The organism is Citrobacter sedlakii (assembly GCF_018128425.1).
In the GTDB taxonomy this organism is placed as follows: Bacteria; Pseudomonadota; Gammaproteobacteria; order Enterobacterales; family Enterobacteriaceae; genus Citrobacter_A; species Citrobacter_A sedlakii.
In genome coordinates this window covers 1,014,892-1,030,034 of sequence record NZ_CP071070.1, presented here as the reverse complement: position 1 = coordinate 1,030,034, position 15,143 = coordinate 1,014,892, and the positions used below count along the sequence as shown (strand labels likewise).

Here is a 15,143-nt window from a genome sequence, read left to right as displayed (position 1 = left end):
TTATCCGGCAGAAAGCCTGTAACAAGAAAGAGACCAGGAGTGAGCAATGTGTACAACGTGCGGTTGCGCTGAAGGCAACCTTTATATAGAGGGTGATGAGCATAACCCGCATTCGGCGTTTCGTAGCGCGCCTTTTGCCCCGGCAGCCCGCCCGGCGCTGAATATTACCGGTATTAAAACGTCTGCCTTCACCCCAAGCCAGAGCGAAGAAGGCGATCTGCATTACGGACACGGTGAAGCCGGCACCCACGCGCCGGGCATGAGCCAGCGCCGCATGCTGGAAGTAGAAATCGACGTGCTGGATAAAAATAACCGTCTGGCCGAGCGCAACCGCGCCCGCTTCGCCGCCCGTCAACACCTGGTGCTCAACCTCGTCTCCAGCCCTGGTTCCGGTAAAACCACCCTGCTCACCGAAACGCTGATGAAGCTGAAAGACCGGGTTCCGTGCGCGGTCATTGAGGGCGACCAGCAAACGGTCAACGATGCCGCGCGCATTCGCGCGACCGGCACGCCAGCGATTCAGGTCAACACTGGCAAAGGCTGCCATCTCGACGCACAGATGATTGCCGACGCCGCGCCACGCTTACCGCTTGACGATAACGGCATCCTGTTTATCGAAAACGTCGGCAACCTTGTCTGTCCGGCCAGCTTCGATCTCGGCGAACGCCACAAGGTCGCGGTGCTTTCCGTTACCGAAGGTGAAGACAAGCCGCTGAAATACCCGCATATGTTTGCCGCCGCCTCGTTAATGCTGCTTAACAAAGTCGATCTGCTACCGTACCTCAATTTTGACGTAGAGAAATGCATGGCCAGCGCCCGGGAAGTCAACCCGGACATCGAGATCATCCTCATTTCCGCCACCAGCGGCGAAGGGATGGAGAAATGGCTCAACTGGCTGGAGGCACAGCGATGTGCATAGGCGTTCCCGGCCAAATCCGCGCCATTGACGGTAACCAGGCCAAAGTCGACGTCTGCGGCATCCAGCGCGACGTCGACCTGACGCTGGTCGGCAGCCATGACGAAAACGGCGCGCCGCGTCTCGGTCAATGGGTACTGGTGCACGTTGGTTTCGCGATGAGCGTCATCAACGAAGCCGAAGCGCGCGACACCCTCGACGCGCTACAAAACATGTTTGATGTAGAGCCGGACGTCGGCGCTTTGCTGTACGGCGAGGAAAAATAATGCGTTTTGTTGACGAATACCGCGCGCCGGAACAGGTGATGCAGTTGATTGAGCACCTGCGCGAACGCGCCGCGCTGCTGCCTTACACCCCTGAACGTCCGCTGCGCATTATGGAAGTCTGCGGCGGTCATACCCACGCAATCTTTAAGTTTGGTCTCGACCAGTTGCTGCCGGATAACGTGGAATTCATTCACGGCCCGGGCTGCCCGGTCTGCGTACTGCCAATGGGGCGAATCGACAGCTGCGTTGAAATCGCCAGCCACCCGGAGGTGATTTTTTGTACCTTTGGCGACGCCATGCGCGTACCCGGCAAACAGGGATCGCTGTTACAGGCGAAAGCCCGCGGCGCGGATGTGCGCATCGTTTATTCGCCGATGGATGCCCTTAAACTGGCGCAGGAAAACCCGACGCGCAAAGTGGTGTTCTTCGGTCTGGGTTTTGAAACCACCATGCCAACCACAGCCATTACCTTACAGCAGGCGAAACAGCGCGATGTGCAGAACTTTTACTTTTTCTGTCAGCACATCACCCTCATTCCGACGCTGCGCAGCCTGCTTGAGCAGCCCGACAACGGCATCGACGCGTTCCTCGCGCCGGGCCACGTCAGTATGGTGATTGGCACCAACGCCTATGATTTCATAGCACATGAGTTCGATCGTCCGCTGGTGGTCGCCGGATTCGAACCGCTTGATCTACTGCAAGGCGTAGTGATGCTGGTTGAGCAGAAAATAGCGGCCCACAGCCAGGTGGAAAACCAGTACCGCCGCGTGGTGCCCGACGCCGGAAATCTGCTGGCGCAGCAGGCGATCGCCGAGGTGTTTTGCGTGACCGGCGACAGCGAGTGGCGCGGTCTGGGGGTGATTGAATCGTCCGGCGTGCATTTGACGCCTGATTATCAGCGTTTTGATGCTGAAACCCACTTCCGTCCAGCGCCGCAGCAGGTTTACGACGACCCGCGCGCGCGCTGTGGCGAAGTGCTGACCGGCAAATGTAAGCCGCATCAGTGTCCGTTGTTTGGCAAAACCTGTAACCCGGAAAGCGCATTTGGCGCGTTGATGGTGTCTTCAGAAGGCGCATGTGCCGCCTGGTATCAGTATCGTCAGCAGGAGTGTGAAGCATGAACAGCGTACAACTCGCCCACGGCAGCGGCGGACAGGCCATGCAGCAGCTGATTAACAGCTTGTTTATGGAGGCCTTCGCCAACCCATGGCTCGCCGAGCAGGAAGACCAGGCGCGGCTGGAACTGGCGCAACTGGTGGCCGAAGGCGATCGGCTGGCCTTTTCGACCGACAGCTACGTTATTGACCCGCTGTTTTTCCCCGGCGGCAATATCGGCAAGCTGGCGATCTGCGGCACCGCCAACGACGTGGCGGTCAGCGGCGCTGTTCCGCGCTATCTCTCCTGCGGCTTTATTCTTGAAGAAGGCCTGCCGATGGAGACGTTGAAAGCCGTGGTGAGCAGCATGGCGGCGACCGCGCGCGAAGCAAATATCGCCATCGTCACCGGCGACACCAAAGTCGTGCAGCGCGGCGCGGCGGACAAGCTGTTTATCAACACCGCCGGAATGGGGGCGATTCCTGCCAGCATCCACTGGGGCGCGCAAACCCTGTCTGCGGGCGATGTGCTGCTGGTCAGCGGCACCCTTGGCGACCACGGCGCCACTATCCTCAACCTGCGCGAACAGCTCGGGCTGGACGGCGAACTGGTCAGCGACTGCGCGGTGCTGACGCCGCTGATTCAGGCCCTGCGGGATATTCCGGGCGTGAAGGCGCTGCGCGACGCCACCCGCGGCGGCGTCAACGCGGTGGTCCATGAATTTGCCGCCGCCTGCGGTTACGGCATTGAGCTGTCCGAATCCGCACTTCCCGTAAAGCCTGCCGTTCGGGGAGTATGCGAGCTGCTGGGGCTGGACGCGCTCAACTTTGCCAACGAAGGCAAACTGGTGATTGCCGTGGAACGTGATGCGGCAGAAGCAGTGCTGGCGGCGCTGCATGCGCATCCGCTGGGGCGCGACGCCGCGCTGATTGGTGACGTGGTCGAGCGTAAAGGCGTGCGGCTGGCGGGTCTGTACGGCGTGAAGCGAACGCTCGATCTCCCGCACGCCGAGCCGCTGCCGCGGATCTGTTAAGTTCGTTATGTTGCCGGATGACGCTAAATGCTTGTCCGGCCAGTACAAGCGGGTCGACCCAGTGGCCCGCAATAAACGCAAAAGAATACCTATAATTTAACTCACTTTTCTCACCGCGCAGCGGTACTTTCCTGGAAAAGCAACATGTCGTATACACCGATGAGCGATCTCGGGCAGCAAGGATTGTTCGATATCACTCGTACATTATTACAGCAGCCCGACCTGCAATCGCTGAGTGAGGCGCTTTCGCAGTTGGTAAAGCGCTCTGCGCTTGCCGACAGCGCGGCGATAGTGTTGTGGCAAGCCGAAACGCAGCGCGCATCGTATTACGCCACGCGCGAACAGGGTAAACCCGTCGCTTATGAGGATGAGACGGTGCTGGCTCACGGGCCGATTCGTCGGATCCTCTCCCGTCCTGACGCCCTGCACTGTCACTATACCGAGTTCAGCGAGACCTGGCCGCAGCTGGCATCCGGCGGTCTGTATGAGCCCTTCGGGCATTACTGCCTGCTGCCGCTGGCGGCGGAAGGACGCATTTTCGGCGGCTGCGAGTTTACCCGCCGTGAAGAAAGTTCCTGGAGCGAAAAGGAATACCAGCGCCTGCAAACCTTCACCCAGATCGTCGGCGTGGTGGCAGAGCAGATCCAGTGCCGGGTAACCAATAACGTCGATTACGAACTTCTGTGCCGGGAGCGCGATAACTTCCGTATTCTGGTCGCCATCACCAACGCGGTGCTCTCGCGTCTGGATATGGACGAACTGGTGAGCGAAGTCGCCAAAGAGATCCATCATTATTTCAACATTGACGACATCAGCATCGTTCTGCGCAGCCACCGGAAAAACAAACTCAATATCTATTCCACGCATTATCTCGATCAGAATCATCCCGCGCACGAACAGAGCGAAGTCGATGAAGCCGGTACCCTGACCGAACGGGTGTTTAAAAGCAAAGAGATGCTGCTGATCAACCTCAATGAACGGGATGCGCTGGCGCCATATGAACGGATGCTGTTTGAAACCTGGGGTAATCAGATCCAGACGCTGTGCCTGTTGCCGCTGATGTCAGGCAATAGCATGGTCGGGGTGCTGAAACTGGCGCAGTGCGAAGAAAAAGTGTTTACCACCGCCAACCTGAAGTTGCTGCGCCAGATTGCCGAACGTGTGGCGATCGCCGTTGATAACGCGCGGGCGTATCAGGAAATCCACCGTCTGAAAGAACGTCTGGTGGACGAGAACCTGGCGCTGACCGAACAGCTCAACAACGTCGACAGTGAGTTCGGCGAGATCATCGGTCGCAGCGAGGCAATGTACAGCGTGCTGAAGCAGGTAGAGATGGTCGCGCAAAGCGACAGTACGGTGCTGATCCTCGGTGAAACTGGCACCGGGAAGGAGTTGATTGCCCGGGCGATTCATAACCTGAGCGGCCGCAACGCACGCCGGATGGTGAAAATGAACTGCGCGGCAATGCCCGCCGGACTGCTGGAAAGCGATCTGTTCGGTCATGAGCGCGGGGCGTTTACCGGTGCCAGCGCGCAGCGGATAGGCCGTTTTGAGCTGGCGGATAAAAGTTCCCTGTTTCTGGATGAAGTGGGCGATATGCCGCTGGAGTTGCAGCCGAAACTGTTGCGCGTGTTACAGGAGCAGGAATTTGAACGGCTGGGCAGCAACAAACTGATCCAGACCGATGTGCGCCTGATTGCCGCCACTAACCGCGATCTGAAAAAAATGGTTCTCGACCGCGAGTTTCGCAGCGACCTTTACTACCGGCTGAACGTTTTTCCGATCCAGTTGCCGCCGTTGCGCGAGCGCCCGGAAGATATTCCACTGCTGGTCAAAGCGTTTACCTTCAAGATCGCCCGCCGTCTGGGACGCAATATCGACAGCATTCCGGCGGAAACCCTGCGTACGCTTAGCAGTATGGAGTGGCCGGGTAACGTACGTGAACTGGAAAACGTTATTGAGCGCGCCGTACTGCTCACCAGAGGCAACGTGCTCCAGCTCTCGCTACCGGATATGGGAATGCTCACGCCTCACACGCCGCCGGTGGCGACCGAAGTGGCGCAGGACGGCGAGGATGAGTACCAGTTGATTATGCGCGTATTAAAAGAGACCAACGGCGTGGTTGCGGGGCCGAAAGGCGCAGCCCAGCGTCTGGGCCTGAAGCGCACCACCCTGCTGTCGCGCATGAAAAGACTGGGGATTGATAAGGACGCGCTGGTGTAAGAGGCCATTGACGAATAAGGCGCATGCGCCTTATTCGTCCTACTCGTTCAGCCCTCTTCCCTGCGCTTCTTACGCTGAAATTTTTCGGGCAGCGCCGGAACGGGACGTTTATCGTCAATCAAATGCTGAACGGTGAGGATCGGATGCCGCCAGAGCATTCTCGGCCCCGCCCAGCGCATGATCTGCTTCATTTCCTCGCGCTTAGCGGGCTGGTAACAGTGCACCGGACACTGTTTACAGGCCGGTTTTTCCTCGCCAAACACGCATCTGTCCAGCCGCTTTTGCGCATAGGCGAACAGCGCGTCATAGTGCCCTGATTCGTCAGACGCCTGCGGACACTGGCTTTCGTATAGCGCGATCATCTTTTTAATCGTCAATTTTTCACGAGCAATACGCTTGCCGGTCATGATGTGCCCTCCGCGGCATTAAGATGCATATATTCTACAATTTAACTATTCACGACACTATCCCCCGAAGGTGACAGGTTCCTCACCGGTCAGTCAAATAAGAATTATTTTCATTTAACTGTATCTTATCTATACCTTGTGCTATATAACATAGCAAAGGCTATATTCGATGAATAATTAACCACTTTATTATGAGGGATACTATGCCGCACCTGCCCCGTTTAACATCGCTCCTGTTCACTGGCGCACTTGCCGTTTTTGCGCTGTCACCTGCGTATGCAAAAGAGAAATTCAAAGTCATTACCACCTTCACGGTGATCGCTGACATGGCGCGAAATGTCGCGGGCGATGCGGCAGACGTCAGCTCCATCACCAAGCCCGGCGCAGAAATTCATGAGTATCAACCCACGCCTGGCGACATTAAACGGGCACAAGGCGCGCAGTTGATCCTCTCTAATGGCCTGAATCTGGAACTGTGGTTTGCCCGCTTTTACCAGCATTTGGACGGCGTACCAGAAGTCACGGTCTCAAACGGCGTGAAGCCAATGGGCATCAGCGAAGGTCCCTATAACGGGAAGCCTAATCCGCACGCGTGGATGTCGGCAGAAAACGCCTTAATCTATGTCGATAATATTCGCGCTGCACTGGTGAAATACGATCCGGACAACGCCGCGGTTTACCAGAAAAACGCCGAGACCTATAAAGCGGAAATCCGCAAGGCGCTGGCTCCGTTACAGGCCGAACTGGCGAAGATCCCCGCCGACAAACGCTGGTTGGTCACCAGCGAAGGGGCTTTCTCTTACCTTGCGCGCGATAACGGGCTGAAAGAGCTTTATCTCTGGCCAATCAACGCCGATCAGCAGGGCACGCCGAAGCAGGTGCGCAAAGTGATCGACGCCATCAAAGCACACCACATCCCTACGGTATTCAGTGAAAGCACCGTCCCGGATAAACCTGCCCGCCAGGTGGCGCGGGAATCCGGCGCACACTATGGCGGCGTGCTGTATGTCGACTCCCTGAGCGCGGCAGACGGTCCGGTTCCGACCTATCTCGAGCTGCTGCGCGTCACCACTGAAACAATCGTCAAAGGGATTAACGACGGTCTGAGGAGCCAACCATGAGTCCATCTGCGATTACCGTGAATCAGCTGACGGTGACGTATCGCAACGGTCACACCGCGCTGCGGGATGCCACGTTTCAGGTGCCGGGCGGCTCCATCGCCGCGCTGGTCGGGGTGAACGGCTCGGGAAAATCGACGCTGTTTAAGGCGCTAATGGGCTTTGTCCGGCTGGCTGCAGGGAATATCGCCATTCTGCAACAGCCGGTGAGCAAGGCGCTGAAGCACAATCTGATCGCTTATGTGCCGCAGTCCGAAGAAGTGGACTGGTCTTTTCCGGTGCTGGTGGAAGATGTGGTGATGATGGGACGCTACGGTCACATGGGCTGGCTGCGGCGAGCGAGCGCGGAAGATCATGCGCGCGTCGATGCGGCGCTGGCACGGGTAGATATGCTGGCGTACCGCCACCGCCAGATTGGTGAACTGTCCGGCGGGCAAAAAAAACGCGTATTTCTTGCCAGAGCGATCGCCCAGGAGGGTCAGGTGATCCTGCTGGATGAACCTTTCACCGGTGTGGACGTTAAAACCGAAGCCCGCATTATTGCGCTGTTGCGTGAACTGCGCGACGAGGGGCGCACCATGCTGGTATCGACGCATAATCTCGGCTCGGTAACCGAGTTTTGCGATTACACCGTGATGATCAAAGGCACGGTGCTGGCTAGCGGCCCTACCGATACCACCTTTACCGCCGAAAACCTGGAACTGGCGTTCAGCGGCGTTTTGCGACACGTCGCGCTCAGCGGCGGCGAAGAACATATCATTACTGATGATGAACGCCCGTTTATCGCCCGCCGTACGGTTGAGGGAGGCCAATGATGAACTGGCTGACCGAGCCGTTTGGCTATCAGTATATGCTCAATGCAATGTGGGTCTCGGCGATGGTCGGCGGCCTGTGCGCGTTTCTCTCCTGCTATTTGATGCTCAAGGGTTGGTCGCTGATTGGCGATGCGCTGTCGCATTCGATCGTGCCCGGCGTCGCCGGGGCGTATATGCTGGGTCTTCCCTTCTCTGTCGGCGCGTTTCTTTCCGGCGGCCTGGCGGCGGGCAGTATGTTGTTTCTTAATCAGCGCTCCCGGTTAAAAGAAGACGCCATTATCGGTCTGATTTTTTCCTCATTTTTTGGCATCGGACTGTTTATGGTGTCGCTAAACCCGATGTCGGTGAATATTCAGACGATAATCCTCGGTAACGTGCTGGCTATCGCGCCGGAAGACATTCTGCAGTTAGCAATTATCGGCGTGGTTTCTTTGCTCATCCTGTTGTTAAAGTGGAAAGACCTGATGGTCACCTTCTTTGATGAAAACCACGCCCGTTCGATTGGCCTGAACCCGGGTCGTCTGAAGCTGCTGTTTTTTACCCTGCTGTCGGTGTCGACCGTTGCCGCCCTGCAAACCGTTGGAGCCTTTCTGGTGATCTGCCTTGTGGTAACGCCCGGCGCAACGGCCTGGCTGTTAACCGACCGCTTTCCACGTTTACTGACTCTCGCTGTCGCCATTGGCGGCCTGACCAGCTTCTTCGGCGCCTGGCTCAGCTACTGGCTGGACGGCGCCACCGGAGGAATTATCGTGGTCCTGCAAACATTACTGTTTTTGCTGGCGTTTATTTTTGCGCCGAAGCACGGACTGCTCGCTAACCGACGTCGCGCACGTCTTAAGGAGCCGTCATGTTCTTAAGCACACTGCTTGAGCCTTTTCAGTTCGACTTTATGCTGAACGCCCTTGCCGTTTCCGTCATTGTCGCTATTCCCTGCGCGCTGCTGTCGGTCTTTCTGGTGCTGAAAGGCTGGGCGCTCATGGGTGATGCCATGAGTCACGCGGTGTTTCCGGGTATTGTGCTGGCGTATATCGTCGGTATGCCGCTGGCTATCGGCGCGTTTATCGCCGGGCTGTTTTGCGCTGTCGCCACGGGCTTTCTCGACGATAACAGCCGCATCAAACGCGATACCATCATGGGGATCGTATTCTCTGGTATGTTTGGCGCAGGGCTGGTGCTGTACGTGTCAATTCAGTCTGAAGTGCATCTGGACCATATTCTGTTCGGCGACATGCTTGGGGTATCGCTGGTCGATATTCTGCAAACCGCGCTTATTGCCCTGGGGATCGCGCTGATTATCGGCGTAAAATGGAAAGATTTGCTGCTGCACGCTTTCGATCCCCATCAGGCGAAAGCCTGTGGGCTGAACACCACGCTGCTGCATTACGGTCTGCTGTGCATGATCGCCCTGACCATTGTCGCCACGTTAAAATCGGTCGGCATTATTTTGTCGATTTCTCTGCTGATCGCCCCTGGCGCGATTGCCATTCTGCTCACCCGCCGTTTTGGCCACGCGCTGTTGCTGGCGGTGTTGCTGTCGACGATCAGCGCGTTTCTCGGGGTCTATTTATCCTTTTTCTTAGACAGCGCCCCTGCGCCAACGATTGTTGTGCTGTTTACGGTGATTTTTATCGTCGCGTTTATTTATTCATCCCTTCGCGATCGGCGATCTGAAATGCGGAGCCGCCAGCCCGTCTGATTTCGTGGCATAAAGAGGAACGCGACGTAGCGCTCCTCTTTTACGCTGACAAAATCGTTGAATGACATCGTTCGTGACCAAATTCACAATTGAATGCACAAAGATTAGACAAAAAGAGAAAATAACATAATGTATATTCGTGACTAATGGAGAACGTACATTATGAACATCCTGACCACATCTTATAAAATGTCCAAATGGTTTAATATTGACACCGTTATTGTCAATCACCGTCCTTAACGCCACATACGCCTCCACCGCAATATCATTGCAGGCTATTTATTTAGCCAGTAACTGATATCCCATACTTGTTTTTATGATTTCTGTTTCACCGCAGCGGTTTTGACTCGCCCTGATAAATTGGCGAAGGTCAGTCGTTTCGGCGATCTACGGTTAATCATAAAGACGAATTCGTATTGCGTCAGAAAAGTGGTTTTCATATTTCATGAATAACCCCGGGAATCGCACGCCCAAAATAAAGATTAAAGGATGACATCATGAATAACTTTAAACATCTGCCAGAACCTTTTCGTATTCGCGTTATTGAACCGGTAAAACGCACCACCCGAGAGCATCGTGACAATGCGATTATTAACGCCGGGATGAACCCCTTCCTGCTGGATAGCGAAGATGTCTTTATTGACCTGCTGACTGACAGCGGCACCGGCGCCGTCACGCAAAATATGCAGGCGGCAATGATGCGCGGCGATGAAGCTTACAGCGGCAGCCGAAGCTATTATGCGTTATGCAAAGCGGTGAACGATATTTTTGGTTATCAGTACACCATTCCAACGCACCAGGGGCGCGGCGCTGAACAAATCTACATTCCGGTGCTAATCAAAAAACGCGAGCAGGAAAAAGGCCTCGATCGCAGCAAAATGGTGGCTTTCTCCAACTATTTCTTCGACACCACCCAGGGTCATAGCCAGATTAACGGCTGTACCGTTCGCAACGTCTACATTAAGGAAGCGTTTGATACTGCCGTTCGCAATGACTTTAAGGGTGATTTTGATCTGCAGAGTCTGGAGCATGAAATTGAAACCGTCGGCCCGAATAATGTCCCTTATATCGTGGCGACCATTACCTGTAACTCGGCGGGTGGCCAGCCGGTTTCGCTCGCGAACCTGAAAGCGATGTACGCTATCGCGAAGAAGTACGATATTCCGGTGGTAATGGACTCGGCGCGCTTTGCGGAAAACGCCTGGTTTATTCAGCAACGGGAGCCGGGTTATCAGGACTGGACCATTGAAGAGATCACCCGCGAGACCTATAAGTATGCGGATATGCTCGCCATGTCAGCGAAGAAGGATGCCATGGTGCCAATGGGTGGGCTGCTGTGCATTAAAGACGACAGTTTCCTCGATGTGTATACCGAATGCAGGACGATTTGCGTGGTGCAGGAAGGCTTCCCGACATACGGCGGGCTGGAAGGCGGCGCAATGGAGCGTCTGGCCGCGGGCCTCTACGATGGGATGAACCAGGACTGGCTATCCTACCGCATCGCGCAGGTTCAATACCTGGTAGACGGCCTGGAAGCCATCGGCGTGACCTGTCAGCAAGCGGGCGGGCATGCGGCATTCGTCGACGCCGGTAAGCTGCTGCCGCATATTCCTGCTGAGCAGTTCCCGGCCCAGGCGTTGGCCTGCGAACTGTATAAAGTCGCGGGCATTCGCGCCGTCGAGATTGGGTCATTCCTGCTTGGCCGCGATCCGAAAACCGGCAAGCAGCTACCGTGTCCGGCCGAGCTGCTGCGCTTAACCATCCCCCGCGCGACGTACACCCAAACGCATATGGACTTTATTATTGAAGCGTTCGGACACGTCAAAGATAATGCCCATAATATTAAAGGGTTAACCTTCACCTACGAGCCAAAAGTCTTACGTCACTTTACCGCGCGACTCGCGGAAGTGTAATTAACCCTGACGCCAGCGGCGTTATCGCCTTGATAACGCCGCTGGCGAATTCATGCCTGGCATTATTGATATTCCTGACGACAACACCTAATTAGCCGTTATCATTAAGGGAACGCCATGGACGAAGACGCAAATAAAAAACACTCCTCATTTTGGGGAATTATGGTGATTGCCGGCACCGTTATTGGTGGCGGGATGTTTGCTTTACCGGTTGACCTTGCTGGCGCGTGGTTTTTCTGGGGGGCGTTTATTTTAATTATCTCCTGGTTTTCCATGTTGCATTCCGGGTTATTGTTATTAGAAGCCAACCTTAATTACCCCGTAGGATCCAGCTTTAACACCATTACGAAAGATTTAATAGGCGCGAAGTGGAACATCATCAGCGGCATCACCGTCGCTTTCGTGTTATATATTTTGACCTATGCCTATATTTCGGCGAACGGGGCAATCATTAGCGAAACCATTGCGATTAACACCGGCACACATGTGAATCCGAGGATCGTGGGCATAGGTAGCGCAATCTTCGTCGCCAGCATTTTGTGGATCAGTTCTCTCGCCGCCAGTCGCATCACCTCTTTTTTTCTCGGCATTAAGATCATTGCCTTTATCGTGGTGTTCGGCTCATTCTTCTTTCAGGTTGACTATTCCATTCTCAGGGACATCGCCGAGCCACAGGCCAATCGCACCTATCTGCCCTATATTTTGATGGCGGTTCCGGTCTGCCTGGCTTCGTTCGGTTTTCACGGCAATATTCCCAGCCTGATTATCTGTTACGGCAAGAGAAAGGATAAGCTGATCAAAAGTATCGTCTTTGGTTCACTGTTGGCGCTGGTGATTTATCTGTTCTGGCTGTACTGCACGATGGGCAATATTCATCGCAGCAACTTCAAGGAGATCATCGCCTCAGGCGGCAATGTTGATTCGCTGGTAAAGTCATTTTTAGGCACTAACCAACATGGCATTATCGAGTTTTTTCTGCTGATCTTTTCTAACCTTGCGGTAGCCAGTTCATTCTTTGGCGTCACGCTGGGGCTGTTCGACTACCTGGCGGATCTGTTCAAAATCGACAATTCCCCCCTCGGGCGATTCAAAACCCTGCTGTTTACCTTTTTACCTCCGGCTGCGTTGTACCTGCTGTTCCCAAACGGTTTTATCTACGCGATTGGTGGAGCCGGGCTGTGTGCCACCATCTGGGCGGTTATCGTGCCGGCATTCCTTGCGCTGAAATCGCGTGAACGCTTTCCGGATAAAATGTTCACCGTATGGGGCGGCAGAGCGATCCCCATGGTGGTGATCTTGTTCGGCATTACGGTCATTCTTTGCTGGTTCGGCAGCACCTTTAACCTCCTGCCACGGTTTGGCTAAACCGAAATGGAATGAGGATCGAGAAGTCTCGATCCTCGCTTTCCCTGAGTTGCTTATCTCCGTTATCATAAGCCCCTTATGTGATAACAACGAAAACGAAAAGCATCGCAATCCGTTTAAATTCAGGGAACTGGACACAACTTCATGAGTACAATCGATAATCTCGACGCCCATACCCCCATGATGCATTGGTGTGTTAATACTGATTACTAACGATTATTTTCCACCAAAGCATAAAAACCACATTTTAACCTACACTTTATTAAGTGCCTGATTTTACGTATATTGTTTGCTATCTTCATCCAGCGTTATACTCTCTCTGTTTTTCCATCCCTCTAATAACACAGGGCATCTCCATGAGCCGATACCATGTATCCAGCAGTGAAGGCCAGTATGAGAAAGACTCTGGCGAACAAGTTTTGGCTAACAAGCTGGGGATCGCGACTTCTGATGAGATGAATGAGGCTGAACTTGTCCTGTTAGAACAACTCTACCAGTCCGTTTTTGAAGAACAGTTTCCGGAAGGACAGCTCAGCGTCGCCATGCTAAAACGCTGGCACCACCGCTGGTTAGGTAACATCTACGAGTGGGCTGGGCAAGAAAGAACGGTTAACATCAGCAAAGGCGGCTTTATGTTTGCGACCTCAGCACTGTAGCCAAAACTGATGAACGATTGTAAGTATCCCGCATAATCGTGCCATTCACATTTAGATATCCTCCGGCATAATCAATCTGCCAACAAAGGAGATCGCTATGCGTAAAGCCCGTTTTACTGAGCATCAGATCATTGCCGTAATCAAATCGGTTGAAGCCGGACGAACTGTTAAGGATGTCTGCCGGGAGGCTGGTATATCTGAAGCCACCTACTACAACTGGAAGTCCCGATACGGCGGCATGGAGGCTTCTGATATTAAAAAGATCAAGGATCTTGAGGACGAGAATCGGCGTCTCAAACAGATGTTTGCCGACCTGAGCCTTGAGAACCGGGCGCTGAAAGACGTTATCGAAAAAAAGCTTTAAAACCAGCCTTTAAGCGTGAGCTGGTCACTCATCTGATAACGACATTTGGACTCAGTATCCGTCAGGCCTGCCGGAGTCTTAACCTGAGCAGAACGGTTTACCATTACCGTCCGGATACCACGCGTGACGAACCCGTTATTGTCGCGTTGCAGGCAGTGGCAGAGCGATACCCACGGTACGGTTTTCCAAAACTTTTCCAGGTTCTGCGGCGGCAGGGATACCCGTGGAATCACAAAAGGATCCATCGTATTTATTGTCTGCTGAAACTGAATTTTCGCCGTAAAGGCAAACAACGGTTGCCAGTACGTAATCCCTCGCCACTGGCCACACCGGAAGCGCTGAACCAGAGCTGGTCTGTCGATTTTATGCATGATGCCCTGGTCTGTGGCCGTCGTTTTCGCACGTTCAATGTCGTTGATGACTTTAACCGTGAGGCGTTGTCGATTGAAATCGATCTGAATCTGCCAGCTCTTCGCGTCGTCCGGGTACTCGACAGGATCGCGGCAAATCGCGGCTATCCGGCCATGCTACGCATGGATAATGGTCCGGAATTTATCTCACTTGTACTTGCTGAATGGGCAGAGCAACATGCAGTAAAACTGGAATTTATTCAGCCGGGTAAGCCGACGCAGAACGCTTTTATTGAGCGCTTTAACCGAACATACCGTACAGAAATACTCGATTTTTATCTGTTCAGAACGCTGAATGAAGTGCGGGAAATCACGGAAAGATGGGTGTCAGAATATAACTGTGAACGCCCGCATGAATCACTCAACAATATGACGCCAGAGGAATATCGACAACACCATTATTTGGCCGGAATCTCAAAAAATGCCTGGAACTAAAACGGGTCTATTTACACGATTTCGTCCCCAAGTATCTGTATCCTTACGCGGCATGGACGAAAACCAACTAATCACCGCCATCGCCATAACCCATGTAGAGCTAATACTCTTCCATAGATTCAGAGAGGGAAACGGAGGCTTATCGCGACTATTAGCCGACGTGATGGCCGTTAAGGAAGGATGTAAATCACTGGTTTATCATAGCGGGGAGCAAAATGAAGCCGATATATATCAGCAATCGATGCAGGCTTATCAATAAACTACGAGCCGATGAGGCACAGGGTCAGATAAGCATAAAGAAGTAATGAAACCGCAAGACGTAAATACGCAAATTTTTGCGCGTAGGTTCAGCGGAAGCTTCTATCCTCGAGGAGGACTAGCCTATCTCATTAACAGTTAGGTGCTGCTATTGAGCGAATGATATCAGCACG

At 54.0% G+C, this 15,143-nt stretch carries 14 protein-coding genes and 2 pseudogenes; 15 read left to right on the top strand and 1 reads right to left on the bottom strand.

Annotated features, from left to right (window positions below; all coding sequences use genetic code 11):
* Window positions 1-46: 46 nt before the first annotated feature.
* The 5 genes from hypB to flhA all read left to right on the top strand — a co-directional run bounded on the left by hypB (window position 47) and on the right by flhA (window position 5,533).
* A complete protein-coding gene (gene hypB / locus JY391_RS04865; RefSeq protein ID WP_042288643.1) occupies window positions 47-919 on the top strand; it encodes a hydrogenase nickel incorporation protein HypB in 873 nt (290 codons plus the stop codon).
* Window positions 910-1,182: a hydrogenase 3 maturation protein HypC gene (hypC, locus tag JY391_RS04860; protein ID WP_042288645.1), complete on the top strand. Its 273-nt coding sequence runs from the start codon at window positions 910-912 to the stop codon at window positions 1,180-1,182. Before hypB ends, hypC begins: the two co-directional genes overlap by 10 nt.
* Entirely contained in the window at window positions 1,182-2,303 is a 1,122-nt protein-coding gene (hypD, locus tag JY391_RS04855; RefSeq protein ID WP_211935312.1) for a hydrogenase formation protein HypD, read from the top strand. The genes hypC and hypD overlap by 1 nt, the downstream gene beginning before the upstream one ends.
* The gene (gene hypE / locus JY391_RS04850; RefSeq protein ID WP_042288653.1) at window positions 2,300-3,310 is read left to right on the top strand and encodes a hydrogenase maturation carbamoyl dehydratase HypE; all 1,011 of its coding nucleotides are present in this window, start codon (window positions 2,300-2,302) and stop codon (window positions 3,308-3,310) included. Before hypD ends, hypE begins: the two co-directional genes overlap by 4 nt.
* 144 nt (window positions 3,311-3,454) lie before the next feature.
* Complete coding sequence (gene flhA / locus JY391_RS04845; RefSeq protein ID WP_181822631.1) at window positions 3,455-5,533, top strand: formate hydrogenlyase transcriptional activator FlhA; 2,079 nt, start codon at window positions 3,455-3,457, stop codon at window positions 5,531-5,533.
* Between the two features lie 47 nt (window positions 5,534-5,580).
* Here the strand turns inward: flhA and JY391_RS04840 are convergent, their stop codons facing one another.
* A complete protein-coding gene (locus JY391_RS04840) occupies window positions 5,581-5,940 on the bottom strand; it encodes a nitrous oxide-stimulated promoter family protein (protein WP_042288659.1) in 360 nt (119 codons plus the stop codon).
* Window positions 5,941-6,143: 203 nt separating this feature from the next.
* Here JY391_RS04840 and sitA point away from each other — a divergent pair, with 203 nt between their 5' ends.
* The 10 genes and pseudogenes from sitA to JY391_RS04790 form a co-directional block, all read left to right on the top strand.
* A complete protein-coding gene (gene sitA / locus JY391_RS04835; protein WP_181822630.1) occupies window positions 6,144-7,061 on the top strand; it encodes an iron/manganese ABC transporter substrate-binding protein SitA in 918 nt (305 codons plus the stop codon).
* The gene (sitB, locus tag JY391_RS04830) at window positions 7,058-7,873 is read left to right on the top strand and encodes an iron/manganese ABC transporter ATP-binding protein SitB (protein ID WP_042288665.1); all 816 of its coding nucleotides are present in this window, start codon (window positions 7,058-7,060) and stop codon (window positions 7,871-7,873) included. The genes sitA and sitB overlap by 4 nt, the downstream gene beginning before the upstream one ends.
* Window positions 7,873-8,730 carry an iron/manganese ABC transporter permease subunit SitC gene (sitC, locus tag JY391_RS04825; protein ID WP_211935775.1) on the top strand — a complete coding sequence of 286 codons (858 nt, stop codon included), beginning with the start codon at window positions 7,873-7,875 and terminating at the stop codon, window positions 8,728-8,730. Before sitB ends, sitC begins: the two co-directional genes overlap by 1 nt.
* On the top strand, window positions 8,721-9,569 hold the full coding sequence (sitD, locus tag JY391_RS04820) for an iron/manganese ABC transporter permease subunit SitD (protein WP_211935311.1): 849 nt from the start codon (window positions 8,721-8,723) through the stop codon (window positions 9,567-9,569). The genes sitC and sitD overlap by 10 nt, the downstream gene beginning before the upstream one ends.
* Before the next feature lie 162 nt (window positions 9,570-9,731).
* A complete protein-coding gene (tnaC, locus tag JY391_RS23955) occupies window positions 9,732-9,809 on the top strand; it encodes a tryptophanase leader peptide (protein WP_072014995.1) in 78 nt (25 codons plus the stop codon).
* Window positions 9,810-10,066: 257 nt separating this feature from the next.
* Window positions 10,067-11,482 (top strand): tryptophanase, encoded by a 1,416-nt coding sequence (gene tnaA, locus JY391_RS04810; protein ID WP_211935310.1) that lies wholly within the window; start codon window positions 10,067-10,069, stop codon window positions 11,480-11,482.
* A gap of 117 nt (window positions 11,483-11,599) precedes the next feature.
* The gene (gene tnaB / locus JY391_RS04805) at window positions 11,600-12,847 is read left to right on the top strand and encodes a low affinity tryptophan permease TnaB (RefSeq protein ID WP_060569402.1); all 1,248 of its coding nucleotides are present in this window, start codon (window positions 11,600-11,602) and stop codon (window positions 12,845-12,847) included.
* Between the two features lie 356 nt (window positions 12,848-13,203).
* Window positions 13,204-13,497 (top strand): annotated as a pseudogene (locus tag JY391_RS04800) (cell filamentation protein Fic); the annotation flags it as partial.
* Between the two features lie 103 nt (window positions 13,498-13,600).
* A protein-coding gene (locus JY391_RS04795) for an IS3 family transposase (protein WP_211935309.1) occupies window positions 13,601-14,712 on the top strand; the annotation gives its coding sequence in 2 pieces (ribosomal slippage) (window positions 13,601-13,862 and window positions 13,862-14,712; 1,113 coding nt in all).
* A gap of 52 nt (window positions 14,713-14,764) precedes the next feature.
* Window positions 14,765-15,003: pseudogene (locus tag JY391_RS04790) on the top strand (cell filamentation protein Fic); the annotation flags it as partial.
* Between the last annotated feature and the right edge of the window lie 140 nt (window positions 15,004-15,143).